The organism is Pseudomonas sp. CM27, assembly GCF_013179515.1.
In the GTDB taxonomy this organism is placed as follows: domain Bacteria; phylum Pseudomonadota; class Gammaproteobacteria; order Pseudomonadales; family Pseudomonadaceae; genus Aquipseudomonas.
Genome location: NZ_JABMCN010000016.1, coordinates 1 through 15,583, shown reverse-complemented (window position 1 = coordinate 15,583; position 15,583 = coordinate 1). Strand labels below are relative to the sequence as shown.

Genomic DNA, 15,583 nt, shown 5'->3' with positions numbered 1-15,583 from the left:
CTTGCCGCCCCTGGGCGGTGGACAGATCGGCGATAACCTCGGCATTGCTGCGGTCGATACCGATTACCTCATGCCCCGCCGCACGCAACGCAGCACTCACCGCTGCGCCAATGCCCGAGGCACTGCCACTGATAGCTGTAACAGACATAGTGAATCTCCATGATGGGTGCGGCCAGTATCGGCAGGTGCTGCACGCGCCGGCATCGTCCTGGCGGACTACATCCGGCGCGATGGGGTGGCTTCAGGCCCGGCGTGGCAAGGCGACTGCCAGTTGGGGGGGCGGCACCTTGAGGCGGTCTATGGTTTTCAGCGCCACCTTGGGCTTGCCCAACGCGACCACGCTGTTGAGCAGGATGCGCACCAGCTCGGTCTGGCGCCGCACACCGGTCTTGGAAAAGATCGAGCGCAAGTGCGCACGGGCGGTGTTGCGGCGGATGTTCAGCACCTCGGCGGCCTCTTCCAGGGACAGGCCATTGGCCAATTCCATGGCCAGCGCGGTTTCGGCGCGGGTCAGGTTGAACAGCTGCTTGGTCACCACCTCACTGGCCAACGACTTGCTGGCGGCATCGCGGATATACACCAGCGCCGCCGGCTTGCCTTTTTCCTCGGCCCAGTCCAGCGACGGGATCGACTCCACCACCAGCCCCAGGTTGACCAGCCCCGACGGCCGGGTCACCGACATCGCCTCGGCGCTCTTCGGTGCGTCGGGGGAAAAGGCCGCGCGAATCAGGCGCTGCAGTTCACGGTTGTCGCTCGGGTAGGTGGCCTCCAGGCGCCCGCCGACCAGCTTCAGGCCGTCGGCACTGGCAAGGATGTCCTGGGCCACGGGGTTGACCCGCAGCACGCTGCCGCTTTCGTCCAGCACCAGGGTCGCCACCGAAAGCCGGCTGATGGCCTGGGAATACAGGTCGCTCAGCGATTCGCTGCGGTCCAGCAGGTTGTGCACCTGCAAGGCCCGGCGCAGGTGGGGCAGGAACATGCCGCACAGCGCGCGTTCATGGGCCGAGAAGTTGGCCGAGCGCTTGGGCCGGGTGATGCGAAACCGCAGTTTGCCGCCGTCCGGGGTGGAGATGTCTGCCCCCATCACGTGGTAGACGTCCTGCGGGCCGCAGAACATCTTGAAGTAACCGCTGAGCTCCCACTCGGTCGAGCTCATGATGTCATCGACGGTGAACACATGGTCGAGCGGCTGGTTGGCAAACGGCGAATTGGTCTGCGGGTAGGTCATGTAGCTGACATCGCCCGCCCCTTCGATATCGCCGGAAATGATCATCACGCCCATGTCGGGCTGGTCGGGCACACGCAGGATCAGGGTGACGTAGTTGGCTTCGTAGAGGGTACGGAAGCTGCCCAGGGCCCGGGCCATCAGCTTGGGGTCGAGGGCGCCTTCATAAACCTCGCCGATCAGGCGGTCGTAGGCGGCCAGGTCGAGGCCGAGGGCGGCCAGTGCATCATGGGTCAAGACAGCTGTGTCCACAGTCTTCTCCTCGCTCGGGTAAGGCGTGGGCCTTCCCTTGTTATTTTTATAATTTCGGCTTGGGCCGGCGGCCCTTTGCTGCAACAGTTGCCCGTGGCCAAGTCTCGCTGGCAGGGCCCGGTGCCGACAATAGGGGCACCGGGTTTATTTCGGTTACCGGATGCTTCAGCGCTGAACACCTGCCAGCACCGCACGCGCTGCCGCCTGCCTGGCCACCAGCGGCCGGCCACGGTTGAACCAGGCGGCCAGCGCCGGCAACAGGAAGATTGCCCCCAGCACGTTGACCAGGAACATGAACGACAGCAGCACGCCCATGTCGGCCTGGAACTTCAGCGGCGCGAAGGCCCAGGTGCAGACGCCGATGGACATGGTCAGCGCGGTGAACACCGCCGCCGTGCCACGTTGACACATGGCCTGATAGAACGCCTCGCGCAGGTCCGCACCGGCCTGCATCTCGTGCTGGATACGCTCGTACAGGTAGATGCCGTAATCGACCCCCACCCCGACCCCCAGCGCCATCACCGGCAGCGTGGCGACCTTCAGGCCAATGCCCAGCAGCGCCATCAGCGCATTGCAGAGGATGGCGACGATCGCCAGCGGCACCAGGATGCACAGCACAGCCCGCAACGACAGGAACGTCAGCCAGCAGAACAGCGCCACCGAGCCGAACAACGCGCCCAGCATGATGACCTCGGCACGCTTGACCGCTTCGTTGGAGGCGGCCATGACGCCGACGTTGCCCCCGGCCAGCAGGAAGTCGACCTTCGGCGTGCGCACAGCGTCGATGATCCGCCGTGCTTCATTGATCGCGTGGCTGATGGTGGCGCCCTCATGATCGCTGAGGAACACCAGGATCTGCATCTGCTGGCAGCCTTCGGTGACCAGGCCGTCGTCGGGCATGTAGGCCCGCGCGCCCTGGCTAAGGCCACGCGCGGAACCGGGGATGGCTGCCCAGCGCGGGTTGCCCTCATTGTTACCGGCGATCACCCGCTTGCCCATGCCCGCCACGCTTTGCACCGACTGCACGCCGCTGACCGCGCGCATGCGAAAATCAAAGGCTTCCACCGCGCGCATCACCTCTGGCGACAGGCAACCCTCTTCGGTGCCTTTGACCTCGGCAAACACCGACAGCACATCCAGGCCGATCGAATAGCTGCTGATGATGCGGGCGTTGTCCTGGTTGTAGCGCGAGTCGGCGCGCAGCTCCGGCGCGCCGGCGCCGATATCGCCCACGGCCAGGTCCCGCGCCTTCCAGGCGCCTGCTACCAGCAGCGCCAGGCTCAAGCCGAACACCACCAGCGCCGGGCCCGGTTCGGCCAGCGCTGAAAGCCGCCACCACAGGCGGTGACGGCCGGCCCGGGCGGCCTGGGCCTGGCGCAGCGAGGCGGGCTCGAGGTGCAGCCAGGAGAGGATGATCGGCAGCATCAGCTTGTTGGTGACGATCATCAGCATCACGCCAATGCAGGCGGTGACGCCCAGTTCATGCACGATAGGGATATCGATCAGCATGATCACCCCGAAACCCAGGGCGTTCATCAGCAGCGCCAGCGAACCTGGGATGAAGATCTTGCAGAATGCCGAGTGGGCCGCCTGCAGCGAACTGGCGCCGGCCACCACGTCCTGTTTCCAGGCGTTGGTCATCTGCACGGCATGCGACACGCCGATGGAAAAGATCAGGAATGGCACCAGGATCGACATCGGATCGATGCCCAGCCCCAGCAGCGGCAGCAAACCCAGCAACCACACCACCGGCAGCAGCGCCACCAGCAGCGCCACCAGGGTCAGGCGCCACGACCGGGCATACAGCCACAGTAACAGCGCGGTGATGGCGAAGGCGATCACGAAGAAGCCGACCACGGTGTTCAGGCCTTCCACCACGTCGCCCACCAGTTTGGCAAAACCGACGATGTTGATCTCGATGTCGGCGTTGGCGTACTTGTGGCGGATCGCCTCGAGGTGCTCGGCCACTGCAGCGTAATCGACCGCCTTGCCGGTTTGCGGATCGATGTCCTGCAGGTCGGCGCGCACCATCGCCGATTTCAGGTCGTTGGCCACCAGCCGGCCGACCTGCCCGGCCGCAGCGGCATTGCTGCGCACCTGGGCCAGGTCCTCGGCGCTGCCGTTGAAACGCGGCGGCACCACCACGTCACCGTAGAAGCCATCCTCGGTGATCTCGATGTAGCGCACGTTGGCGGTGAACAGCGAGGTGACACTGGCGCGGTTCACCCCGGAGATGAAAAACACATCGTCGGTGACGTTGCGCAGGGTATCGAGAAATTCCGGGTTGTACAGGTCGCCCTCGCCCTTCCAGCGCACACTCACCAGAAACCGGTTGGCACCCGTGAAATACTGGCTGAAGCGCAGGAAATTGACCATGTAGGCATGGCGTACCGGGATCTGCTTGTTGAACCCCGGGTCAAGCTGGGTATGGGTGGCGCTGTAGCCCAGGCCCAGGGTCAGCACTACGAACAACAGCAGCAAGCCCTTGCGGCCTTTCATCAAGCCGTTGGCGGTGGCCTCGACGCAACGCGCCACGCCAGTCTGTGCCTTACTCATCGGAACGCCTCTTGTTTATCCAGCGTGGCCAGGTTGCCCGCCGGCTCGACGAAAACCCCCTGCTCGCCCCCCAGCAACAGCCGTGAACCGACCATGGTTGCCGAGGTGAGGGTGCCGTGCCCGGCGATCCGGGTGGCGCTTGCCAGCTCGCCCCTGGCATCCAGGCGAACTACCGAACTGCCAGCGCCGACGATCACCAGGCCACCGCCAGGCAAACGGGCGTGGCCGTACAGCGGTAGCGCATTGCCCACCTGGACCTGGCGCCAGTGCTCGCCGAAGTCGTGGCTGACAAACACATGCCCGCGCATGCCGTAGGTAACCCAGTCGCTGGCGCTGAGGCGCACGATGCCGAACAGCGAGCCGTTGTAGAACGCCGGCAAGGCCTGCCAGTGCGCACCGGCGTCGCGGCTGCGCAGCACCAGGCCTTGTTCGCCGACCAGCATGCGCCGGCCGTCCTCACCGCCGTCCATGCCGTTGAGATGGGCGCTGTCGATGTCCAGCGCCAACGGCCGCCAGGTCGCCCCGGCGTCATCGGACTGGTAGAACTTGCCGAAGCTGCCATAGGCCAGCACCCTGTCGGCACTGGCCGCCCACACCCCCAGCAGGGGCTCGCCGAGCTGGTCGTCGTGGCGCACCTCGCGCCAGTGCTGGCCGGCATCGTCAGAGCGCAGGATCCAGCCGTCATGGCCGACCGCAAGCAGGCGCTGGTGGTCGAGGGCCACCACGGCAGTCAGGGCAACTTCGCGCTGCGGCTCGACCACTGCAGGCTGCCAGCTGGCGCCCTGGTTGTCGCTGAACAGGATGCTGCCGCGCTCACCCACGGCCAGCACGCGCGGTTCGAGGGCGAGCAAAGCGTTGACCTGCACCCGGTCGGCACGCAGGGGGTCGTCGGCGGGCGCGGCTTCGGGGCGGGGCAGGAAGGTAAAGACGATGGTCAGCCCCACGAACAGGCAGACCAGATAGCCGATCACCGAGCGCATGGGCATCGCTCCTGATCGAGGGGCAGATACAACGCAGCCATGGAGCCGTTCCTCTTGTTCTTGTCAGGCGGGGGCATGAGGGGATAGTCAGTCGGGAGCGCGGCGCAAACATCGTCCAAATGGCTTAAGGTTTGGCTGTATCGACCTTTAGGCCTTCTGCGCGGGTGAACCCGTGTGCGCCCCCTGTGGGAGCCGCGCTTGCCGGCGATGGGCCGCGAAGCGGCCCCGGCAATTTATGCAACAACTTTGAAATCGTGGGGCCGCGTCGCGGCCCATCGCCGGCAAGCGCGGCTCCCACAAGTACAGCGCACGACTGGAAACCAAGATAATCCTGTGGGCACGGCTTCAGCCGCGAACACCGGAGCAGCCGGTGCCATCCGCGCAATCATGCTGATAGCAACACCACAAGTGCCAAACTCGTACGTTCGCAACTGACATTTTTGCCAGTTGCCCCTCTTTTCATCCAGATGAACACTCAATCCGCCCTGCTGCTTACATCGGCTGGGCAGCGAAATCCAGCACCCAGTTGTGGTCTCTAACCGGAGAAGTTGAGATGAGCGCCAAGAAAGCCTACAGCGGAAAGGATGTGTTCAGGTGCTTCAATACAGGCGACCCCGTTACCGTCAACGGGAATGCGTACTACTGGGGGGGAGCCAACAAACGGGTCGCTTTCTTCACGCCAACGCTCGAGTATAGAAACTTCATTGAGATTGAATGGAGCAAGGTCGACAGCATCGAGTGCCTTGAAGAAACAAAGCAAAGAGTAGCGAACGATTTTTCCGAGTTTTTCAAGAGAGGCTGGCGGCTGGTGAAGACCAGCTACCACGACAAACTCCATACCCTCCCTCACCCACTCCTGACCGAGCATAGTTTCGATAAAATTTCGTCCTTCTTTCAGATCGGCAAGGTTTCAATGCGTGACGCCTCAAGAGCTGTATTCATCAACGATGATGACGTCGAAGCATTGAAAGCCAAAATTGCCAACCCCTGGTTTTCAAATAGACTTACCACAGGTTTTTACCCAGACCAAAAATTAAACTACGTGTTCTTTTTCCTCGGCGAAAACACCCCACCACCTGACTTCGTGGACATGGAAGCCACCCGATACCAGGCATTCGTGCATGAAATAGCACCTGATTTTGTTCTTGAACTACCCGGTATCACCCCTCCGCTTTCGGTCGAGCCTGCCGTTGAACCTGCCGTAGCGCCCGACCTGCTGGCCGAGCTGCCCAGCATGACAGGCTTCGAGCACAGCGCGTTGGGCACCGGTGATTGCGTTTGGGCAAGCCCCTGCCATGTGCTGGCGGACCGGGACCTGCAGCTGGACGAAACCGTTCATGTCTGGGCCGTCGACCCCATCGACGGGCGCGTGCTGAAAACCGTCTCGCTAACAGCGACCGAAGCCAACAAGGCCCGCGTGGCCTGGCCTGTTGCGTTGGTCAAGGCGATCCAGGCCGACGAGACGCTGGTCGAAGGTTCCGTGCTGCTCCAGGCCGGGCATCTCTCGAACGACGCCGAACTGACCGAAAACACCGATGCCCCCACCTCGCAAACCTTCACGGGGTACAACAACATCGAGAAAAGCCAGGTCGACCGTTTGTGGGCATTTGATACGCATTGCAGGCTGCTCAGCAACCTTCCGTTCAAGGCCAATCAGGTCTGTGCACTTACGCTTCCAGATGCAAAGCCGTCTTTGGGAGACCGTGCATGCATCCAAGTACGCCACAGGACCAGCCAGCACCTGTATGAATCCCATTTTTTCCAGCCCGAAGCGAACAGCGCCAGCGATAGCTGGAGCAAACAGATGAGCGAATTTGTCAACCAGCACAGTGCGATGCTGAGGGCCGGCAAGCGCCAGGACGATGGCATCAGCATCACGCCCGCGCTGCAGGGTAATCGGCTCTGGATACCGCAACTGTCCGACCTTTCTGTTCAACTTGAAGCCGTCAATTGGCTTGAGCACGCAGCATTCACCGTGAACTCGGACCTGGCCCTGGATAGCAAGGTGATGATTGCGGTACACGATGATGTAACGGGCGCGCCGCTGCCGGGATCGCCGTTCACGTTCTCTCCAAGTATTGAAACGCAGGGGCAGAACCAATGGCCGGCCGCGTTGGCCAGTCAGTTGGCTGGCACCCCCCTGGCACCCTACATCAAACTGGAACAGGCAAGCGGCGGCACGGCCCCTGCAGCGACATGGCGTTGCCTGCGCGCAGGGATTCCCCTTCGCATCTGGATGAGCGAGCCCTTGGCTTCACCTGCTTGGTCAAGCCGCTCCGACGAGGATTTCGATGACGTGCTTGACGCCTGTCTTGGCGACGAAAGTTGTCAGTTGGTCATTGAGAGCCGTGACACGCGCACGGGGCACCTCTGCCACACCTCATCCATTACCTTGTCGGCGATGGAGTCTTCGATAGATCAGCCAGCAAAGCGGGCCAAGCTGGCGAAAACGCTTAACGAGCATTTGAAACAAACCGGGGTTGTTTGGCTGGAGCTCAACATCGACTCCAACGTTTCCGGCACCACCCTGAACAATTGGAAAGTGCATGAAGCAACTGTTCTCCAGCTACAAACAGCACTTGAGAAACTGACATCAACACCCATAGCGACTGGCAGTAAAAGCACCAACCCTTTCCCCATTCATATTAATAAATTCATCCTGAACGGACCAGTCCAGGCACATAACGCCCACGCTACCAACGCCAGCCAGCGCACACCACAACCCGTCACAGACGACATATATTATCTATATGCAGAGCTACTTCAAAAAAAAGTTAGTTCTCCTGCAGTCTTTCCAGTCACTGCAAAGAAAATCATAAAAAATCTTGCACAACTCAATATACACACGCCACCAACCGAGCTGACACACACGGCGCTTGATAAAGTTTCAAAAGTAGTACAATTTAGACAGGCAGACATTGAAGACTCGCCATTCAGCTTCAGCATGCCCGACCCACGCCTCGTGACCATCCAGCAGGGATCTTCAATATTTGATTCCACCTGGGTTATTGCAGCTGGATTTCATGACACACTTACGGGTTTGCTCCGACTTACTAAAACCACTAAACATAGAGACCTTAGCACGCTTGCGCAGATCTTCAGTGAGAGAAAATTCATTGAAAAGACCTTATCAAACCTAGCGACCACCCAATGCCACCTCGCAACTATCGACATCCATTTCTCCTCTTTGCGGCAGCAACTCTGCATTTGGCTTGATGCTCAAGCCATCGATAGACGTTTTTCTCTAGTTTCCTGCAGCCGCAATGACTACGGACTTGCACTCGACTTAAACGTCCCTTTCGAACCCGATGAAGATAGCGCTTCAGCAGGGATTTTGATCGGCATCGTGTCTCCTGAATTTCTTTGGAGAAAAATTCAGAGCTGCACAACAACAAAAGAAATAAGTATCGAAGAGCCTGCGCACGACACACTGTGCGCCGACATGGCAAATACCGACGGGTCCGAGCTCTTCGCCTCTAGCAGCTCGCAGCCCCATGGCGTCTCGCCTCAGACAGGCCTGTTCCACTTCCATCACACAGTTGCAACGCTCTCCTGCCTTTCCGGCAGTACGCCTGCGATCACACTGGCGCTTAACTACTCACCGTTACGTGCCAACGAAAGCGCCCTCGGCGATGGCTTCGCGTTCTCCGGTTTTTCTTCTTACGACAATCGAAAGCGGCGCCTGGTACTGGGTAACGGGACCGTGCATGAGCTCAGCATTGATAACATCAAGCAACTGATCGAAGGCGAGCCGATAGTATGCCTTGACTATACCCTCAAAGCGGGCCAAGGGACTACCGACGAGTTGAGCGCTGAAGGTGGTAAACGAAAGGTCTATCACCTGACGGCTTTCACGATCGAATATCTTAACGGCCACGAAGAAGTGCTTGGGCTCCCCCAGGCCCATGACGACCTGGAAAGTGGCGGGACCTATAAAGATAACCTTAAAGGCCAGATCAATGGAATTATCGCGAAAATCGATAAAGCACTGGAGGACCTGAAAACACCATCAACAGATTCGCCGCCAATATGGAGCATTATCGGTGGGCTGTTGACCGGAGGCATTGGCTTTTTGCCAGGTTCAAAAGTTGATGACTACGAAAAAACCCGCAGCATGCAACTCTCTTCCATTGTCGCGGGCTTTATCAACACCACATGGGGCGCCGACTTATTAGGCAAGGATCGGGAAAGACTCAAACAGGTCATCGCGAATAAAAAAGATCTGAACAATCTGAAAACCGAAATGGCGCTGGCACTCGCCGATATCGAGCGCAATGCCTTGATCCTGGTGCCACTGCAACTCAAGGCCGACAACAGAGCGCTGCAACTGGACTGGCAAGGCGTAAAGGGCCATGTCCGCCTGAACAGCATAAAGGACGGTGTCAACGTGCTGCTCGAGGCCGAACACTCCGCCGAGCCGGTGCTAAAGGGTAGCCAACAGAGCGTTTTCACCCTCTGGCCAGAGACCGATGAGCGCTGCTGCATCACCCTGGACATCAAAGACTGCCTGCTTAGGCGTTTGACTCGATCCAGCGGCTCCCAGACGGACAAGCCCGACCAGCGCCTGTACTTCCAGTACACCGTGTCGGCAACGCTGGACAATGTATTGTGCTGCATTGCCGAGGACGATGGTTCACGGGAAGTGGTCGCCTACGACGAGTCATTTTACAATTCAGCACCTCGTGTCGCGCTGCACACCTTGGTACCCGGTGGCCAACAACCCAATACCCACCATGCCTGGGCCTGGGAAGGTAGAGAGCAGATCACCGCAGCCACCCGCTACGCGCACGCCCCTGTCGGCAGCGACCTGGAACAGGTGCCATCCACCCGCTGGGAGTGGTCCCACAGCGCTGACGGTGCCACGCAACTTGCGCGCCTGATCGAAAAAGTCCCCGGCGAGCAGCAGCGCATCACGCGCCATGTCTATCAGACCGACCACGCCGTGCCCGCTCCGCTGCGCCAGCCGCGGCAAACAGAGCAGCACATCACCGTCGAAGATCTCCGCGTCGCCGCCACTGCCGAGGAACAGCAGCCATGACCAGCACGGATCAGACCACCTCCAGCCCAGCCCCCACCCTTCCAGCCGCTTCGCTCACGGAAACCGCGCTCACCCGTTACCCCCCCGGCGGCCTGGAACCTATACAGTTCATCACTGACGATGGTTTGCACACACGGCTCTGGTACTACGAGGCCGACGCCCATCCACTGGATATCAGCAAGCTGGTTGCAGGGCTGACACTGGCCAAGGTCACCACCGGTACCAACGCCACGCAAGGCACCACCGGCAGGGCGCTGGCCGATGCCACCCAGCTCACCTGCACCGAGCGCCCGGCGGCAGGTAAAGGCCTGCTGCCACTGTGCGCGCAGTACCAGTACCTGCTGCTGCCCGACGGTACCCGCCAGGCCCCGGTACTGACCCTGTTCGGCTACGCCCTGAACCAGCGCGACGAGCACGGTACCCTGCTGCCCAACACCGTGCTTACCTTCGAAGGCTTCGAAGCCTTTGCCGACAGCGACACCCTGGCCTTGATGGACGTGAAGCTGGCCAAACCGACAGCGTTGTCCGTCTCCCTGGTGCAGGCCAACTACCAGCACCAGGCCGGCGCGGTCCGCAGCAGCGAACGCATCGCCACCCAGTGGTACCAGAACGACAACGCACGCAGCACCCAGACCGTGACCGAGGTAGTGACCATCGGCCAACAAGCCGCCACCCTCGAACTGTTGCGCACCACGCCCTACCCATCCTCCAACGCCACATCGTGTCGGCGCGTACCGGCCGCCTACTGCGTGAAACCCGGCAAGACAGCGAGGGCAAGGCCATAGCGTTTACCTGCCATCGGTACGATAGCCTGGGCCGGGGCGTGCGCAGTGACACCTATGCGTTCAATGAACAGGCCTTTACCACTGGCTTGGTGACCTCGCTAGTAACCACCCACTCGCAATCCATCCACTACTCTGAAGACGGCGAGGGAACCTGTGTCAGGAGTTGCGACGTCCACGGGCGTCACCAGCGGTGCTATTACGATGGCCAGCAACGCATGGTGCGCCGGGAACTGCAACGCGTGCCAGGGCCCGACCACGGTGCCGGCAACTACTGCACGGTGGAACAAACATCCTGGGACAGCGATGGGCAAATGGCCGGCCAAGTGATGTTCGACTACTTGCCCGGGGGCCTGCGCATCGACAACGTCAAAGCACTGCCCGAGCGGAGCAAGGACTGGTTCTGGCAGGCCCACGGGCATGACCCGGTGGTTACCGACACAAACCAGAATGTGTCGCTGACCACCCGCTCCACCCTTGGGCTGATCTCGCAGGGCGCACTGAGCACTCAACAAACCACCCAGCGCAACCTGCGGGACGGGTCGGTCACCCTGACGCACGAAGCATGGAAAGGCCTGGAGAAACCTGCCGCCGGTGCAGCCATCACAACCACCCAGACGCTGAACCAGAAAGGCCAGCGCACTCAGGTGACCGAGGACATCCCCGGCTATGCCAAGCAAGCCAGAACCTGGAATATCAGCTACGACGGCCTGGGGCGCGCAGAGACACTGACCCAACCGGACAAATCGATCATTACCTGGGCCTACGAAGGCTTGAACGATGCCCCAACCCGCATGAGCGTGAAGAAGTCGGCGAACGCGCCAGAACGGGTACTGGCCAGCCGCACGTTCAACGAGGGCGCCGTGGCGACGCTGGTCAGGGGCAGTGATACCAGTCAAACGCTGCGAACCCGGCCAGACGGTTACGTGAAGCCAGACGGTACCAGCCTTTACCATGCACGCAACGACGATGGCAGCCTGTCCTGGTATGCACAAAAAGGCAGCACCGATAGCAAGACACCCTTGGTAACCTTCAAGTTGAGCCCCGTCACACAGGCCTTGCAGGCCGAACGCCCGGTGCAGGGTGATCATCAAAGCCTGGTCACCAGCGAAACCTTGCAGCCGCTGCTATTGGGCACCTGGCGCTTCAACCGGACGGTGCACGGGCAACAGCAGCGCGATGAGGGTTCGGCCTCCCTGCGCGGCGTCTTGACCGGCACATGGAACAGCAACAACCTGCCCCTGCAGGCCTGGGAAAATGCCCAAGGTTACCGCAGCCGGTTGCGCCGGGGATCACTCGAATACCAATACACATACACTGCACTGGGCCAGTTGGCCTGCCTCACGGTGCAAGACATGCGCAGCGGCCGGCACTTGCAGGTGCTGCACGACTACGATGCCTTCGGCCGCGAAACCAAGCGCAGTTATTCGCTGAACGGCCAGGAAAAGGTGCGCTACGAGCAAACCTGGTCACCGGCCAGCCAGCTGCTAAGCAAAACGCTGTACCGTGACGGCACACGGGCAAGAACCGAGACATTCGTCTATTACACCAGTGTGACCGGTACCAGCGATGAATTGCAGCAATGGACGGTGGACGCAGTGGCGGGCGAGCAGGTCAAGGATGACGAAGGGCATGCCATCAAGGAAGAGGCTTACCAATACGACGAACTGGGCAGCATGACCCAATGCTCGACCACGCGTAGCAACAACGACACGCTGGTACGCAGTTATGCCTACGACGATGCGATGCATCCAACCCGGCGTACGGCGATCACCTGCACCGCGACGCTTGCTGGCAAGACCAGTACCCGCACGGTCACCCTGACTTACGACGTCAACGGCAACCTGGCGACCAACGAGCGGGAACAGACCCTGGCCTACACTGACAGCGGCCGCCTCAGGTCAGTGACTGCCAAGGGTGGCACGACGCCGCTGACCTATTACGAGTACGACGAACATGACCGGTTGATTGCCCAGTGTGATGTCGTCAACAACCAGCGGCGCATCCTCAACTATGGTGCCAATGGCCTGAGTGGGGAAACCTGGCTGGATGGTGCAGGCAAGGTGCTCAAGCGCCTGACGCTGGATGACCAGGCGGGCCTGGCGGTTGCCTTGGGCGATCAATGGCTGTTCGTGCTCGGCGACCCGCAGACCGGTGGGGGTGACGAATACCAGTTCAAGGACGGCGCCTGGGTTCGCCATTCGGTCACGTTCACGCCTTGGGGCGTTACCCATCTGGCCACCCTCAACGCTCAATCGGTGGGCGTCGGTTACAACGGCCAGCGGGTGGATCGGGTGACGGGGGGTTTCCATCTCGGCGACGGCTACCGCGTCTACGACGCCCAGCACAAAGTGTTCTGCCAGCCCGACGACTGGAGCCCGCTGGGTGCAGCCGGCCCCAATGACCGTGCCTACTGCCCGAAAGCCGACCCGGTCAACTTCGAGGATCCCAGTGGCCACATCATGCTCAACCGCCAGGCCCAGGCCGCGAGCCTGACCCGGCTCGACACCATTATTGCCGCGCTTACTCCCAGCACGGAGACAGCGCCACCCCAGGCTGCCAGCACGGGGGATTGGCTGTTGTTCGCTGGCATGACGATTCTGGGTGGGCTGCTGATCGTAGCTTCGGCAGGCACCCTGAGTGCGCCGGTGATCGCCGGGCTGATGATCGCCTACACAGCGGGTGCCGCAGTTACGGCGACGGGGATGGCATTGAGGCAGTCGAACCCGGAGCTGTCGCGGATATTGGAACCTGTGGGGCACGTGATGATGGCGTTGGCCAGTGCGCCGGCATTCGGCTCGCAGATGGCCGGGGTGGCGAAGGCGGTGATATATGGATCGACGCTGGCGTATGCAGGTTTGACCATCGCTCAGGTATCGGTGCAACAGAGTAACCCTGAACTGGCCGAGAAACTGGGATGGGCGGCGATGGCTGCTGGCCTGGTTGACCTGGCGCATGCCGGAGCGAGTAAGCTGAGTAAAGCGCTTGGCGAAGGGTTTCATAGGCTGCGCGCTTTGCGCGCATCGCTGGGACCAAGACGATTCAAATATGCCGTTAGATCACCCCATGCTCCGCGACCTACCTCGTATCCGGGCAATCCCATGGGAGGTAAAACTGCAGGGCTCAGAGTATTCGGAAACAAGTCTCAACAAGTGATTTCTCAAGCAGCCCCCGGTAGGGCTCCCGTATGGTATCAGGACACCCTGCCCGGGCCCCAGCAGAGAATACTCTGGACCGCTGATATGACTGTAACTCACAGCGACGTAAAAGATGCGCTCATTAAAATATCCAGGCGCAACTCAAAAAGTGACATCCATGCTTATACAGGCGCTCACGGCGAAACAACTGGAGACAACTTCACTAGCTACCGAAGCACCCTAGGCAAAGTTACAGTCAGACGCGACCCTTATCTCAACGACGTAGAATTCCTTCTTGAAGACAAATCTGCCTTTTCTCACACCAAACCCAGCGACCGTTTGCGTAGACTCGTCACAGAAGACGATGTCAACAGCTTCAATATACTAAATGGAACCAACTATGATTATCGAGATGTACGCAGAAATTTACGCAACCGGAAGATCTACATTCATGATCTGAGAGGTAGCGATCTCAAAGGGGTCACCCGTGCCCAGCTCGACCAATGGGAGTCTCTTCCAGGCCATCACCTTCATGCTTACTGCTTCTCCAGGAATGACGAGCGCTTGCTTTATACTTATAATCTCGCCCCTGTCATTAGTTATCTAGGTTAACGCATACCTACGCCTCATGACTACTTCCGGCACAATAGGCCTTGCAGGTAGAAAGTCCCGAGATTTGAAAGAGGTGCTCTTCGAGTACCTCTTTCAAAACATCATCACGTTGTGGCCCGAAGTGACCTGATTAATCACCCGGATCAGCGCGAACTCCAGCAACCACCGAGCGATCGCGATACGCCCATTTTCTGATTTGAAGTGCTGCGAGCTGCTCAGCGTTGGTAGAGAATCACCAGGTCATTGATCACCGACGGCCGCTCCTGGCCGACCACGTGCGTGTTGATCTCCAGGGTCAGCTGGGTGCCGCGCTGGTTCAGCTCGACCGCCTTGACCCGGGCCCGGGCATGAATGCGCGCGCCGGCCGGCACCGGCGCCGGGAAGCGCAGGCGGTCGGAGCCGTAGTTGATCTGCGTGGTGAAGCCGGTGATCTCGAAGCCCAGCGCCAGCTTCAGCCGCGACTGCAGCACCTGCACCAGCGCGCCGTGGGCGATGGTGCCGCCAAACGGGCTGCTGCGCCGGGCGCGCTCGGGATCGGTATGGATCCAGTAATCATCGCCGGACAACTGCGCAAAGGCATCGATCAAGGCCTGGTCCACCAGCAGGCTGTTGCTCCAGCCGCTGAACTGCTCGCTGACCAATGCCTGCAAGGCCTGTGCATCATTGCAATCTACCTGCACACTGCTGCCAGGCTTGGGCTCGACCGCTGGCGTGTCAGCGCCGCCCGCCAGGGCTTCGAGGCTGTGCACGTCCTGCTCCAGGCCGGTAAAGCGCAGCAACCGCGTGCCTTTGTCGTCAGCCTCGGCGAACACCGGCTGCAAGGCCATGCCGATACGAATCTGCGCCTCGTCCAGCCCGACCAGGGTGGTGTTGATGCGCACCCCTTCGGCCAGTTCCACCACCGCCAGGGCCTGGGGCATTTCATCGGCAAAGTCCGGCAAGGTTGCAATGCGCGTCAGGGTATAGCTGTACAGGCTCGCCTGCCCCGCCACCTCGCGCCA

At 60.6% G+C, this 15,583-nt stretch carries 7 protein-coding genes; 3 read left to right on the top strand and 4 right to left on the bottom strand.

All coding sequences use genetic code 11. The features are described from left to right. Window positions 1-241: 241 nt before the first annotated feature. The 3 genes from HP547_RS03680 to HP547_RS03670 form a co-directional block, all read right to left on the bottom strand. A complete protein-coding gene (locus tag HP547_RS03680) occupies window positions 242-1,477 on the bottom strand; it encodes a LuxR C-terminal-related transcriptional regulator (RefSeq protein ID WP_172285542.1) in 1,236 nt (411 codons plus the stop codon). A gap of 165 nt (window positions 1,478-1,642) precedes the next feature. Next, entirely contained in the window at window positions 1,643-4,033 is a 2,391-nt protein-coding gene (locus HP547_RS03675) for an RND family transporter (RefSeq protein WP_172225223.1), read from the bottom strand. Next, window positions 4,030-5,013 (bottom strand): YCF48-related protein, encoded by a 984-nt coding sequence (locus HP547_RS03670; protein ID WP_172285541.1) that lies wholly within the window; start codon window positions 5,011-5,013, stop codon window positions 4,030-4,032. Before HP547_RS03670 ends, HP547_RS03675 begins: the two co-directional genes overlap by 4 nt. A 553-nt stretch (window positions 5,014-5,566) precedes the next feature. On the opposite strand from HP547_RS03670, the gene HP547_RS03665 reads away from it, so the two are divergent. From HP547_RS03665 to HP547_RS29820, 3 genes are read left to right on the top strand one after another with little or no spacing between them, the layout of a single operon-like run. After that, complete coding sequence (locus HP547_RS03665; protein WP_172285540.1) at window positions 5,567-10,051, top strand: hypothetical protein; 4,485 nt, start codon at window positions 5,567-5,569, stop codon at window positions 10,049-10,051. Continuing rightward, entirely contained in the window at window positions 10,048-10,836 is a 789-nt protein-coding gene (locus HP547_RS03660) for a hypothetical protein (RefSeq protein WP_172285539.1), read from the top strand. The genes HP547_RS03665 and HP547_RS03660 overlap by 4 nt, the downstream gene beginning before the upstream one ends. A gap of 38 nt (window positions 10,837-10,874) precedes the next feature. Beyond that, entirely contained in the window at window positions 10,875-14,582 is a 3,708-nt protein-coding gene (locus tag HP547_RS29820; RefSeq protein ID WP_172285538.1) for an RHS repeat-associated core domain-containing protein, read from the top strand. Between the two features lie 215 nt (window positions 14,583-14,797). On the opposite strand, the gene HP547_RS03650 is transcribed toward HP547_RS29820, so the two are convergent. Beyond that, window positions 14,798-15,583, bottom strand: a 786-nt coding sequence (locus tag HP547_RS03650) for an OB-fold domain-containing protein (protein ID WP_172285537.1), incomplete at its 5' end; no start/stop codon positions are given.

What these genes read in the sequence shown, in the direction of transcription:
- HP547_RS03665 (WP_172285540.1), top strand. Translation starts at nt 5,567, where the DNA reads ATGAGCGCCAAGAAAGCCTACAGCGGAAAGGATGTGTTCAGGTGCTTC.
- HP547_RS03675 (WP_172225223.1), bottom strand. Translation starts at nt 4,033, where the DNA reads ATGAGTAAGGCACAGACTGGCGTGGCGCGTTGCGTCGAGGCCACCGCC.
- HP547_RS03670 (WP_172285541.1), bottom strand. Translation starts at nt 5,013, where the DNA reads ATGCGCTCGGTGATCGGCTATCTGGTCTGCCTGTTCGTGGGGCTGACC.
- HP547_RS03660 (WP_172285539.1), top strand. Translation starts at nt 10,048, where the DNA reads ATGACCAGCACGGATCAGACCACCTCCAGCCCAGCCCCCACCCTTCCA.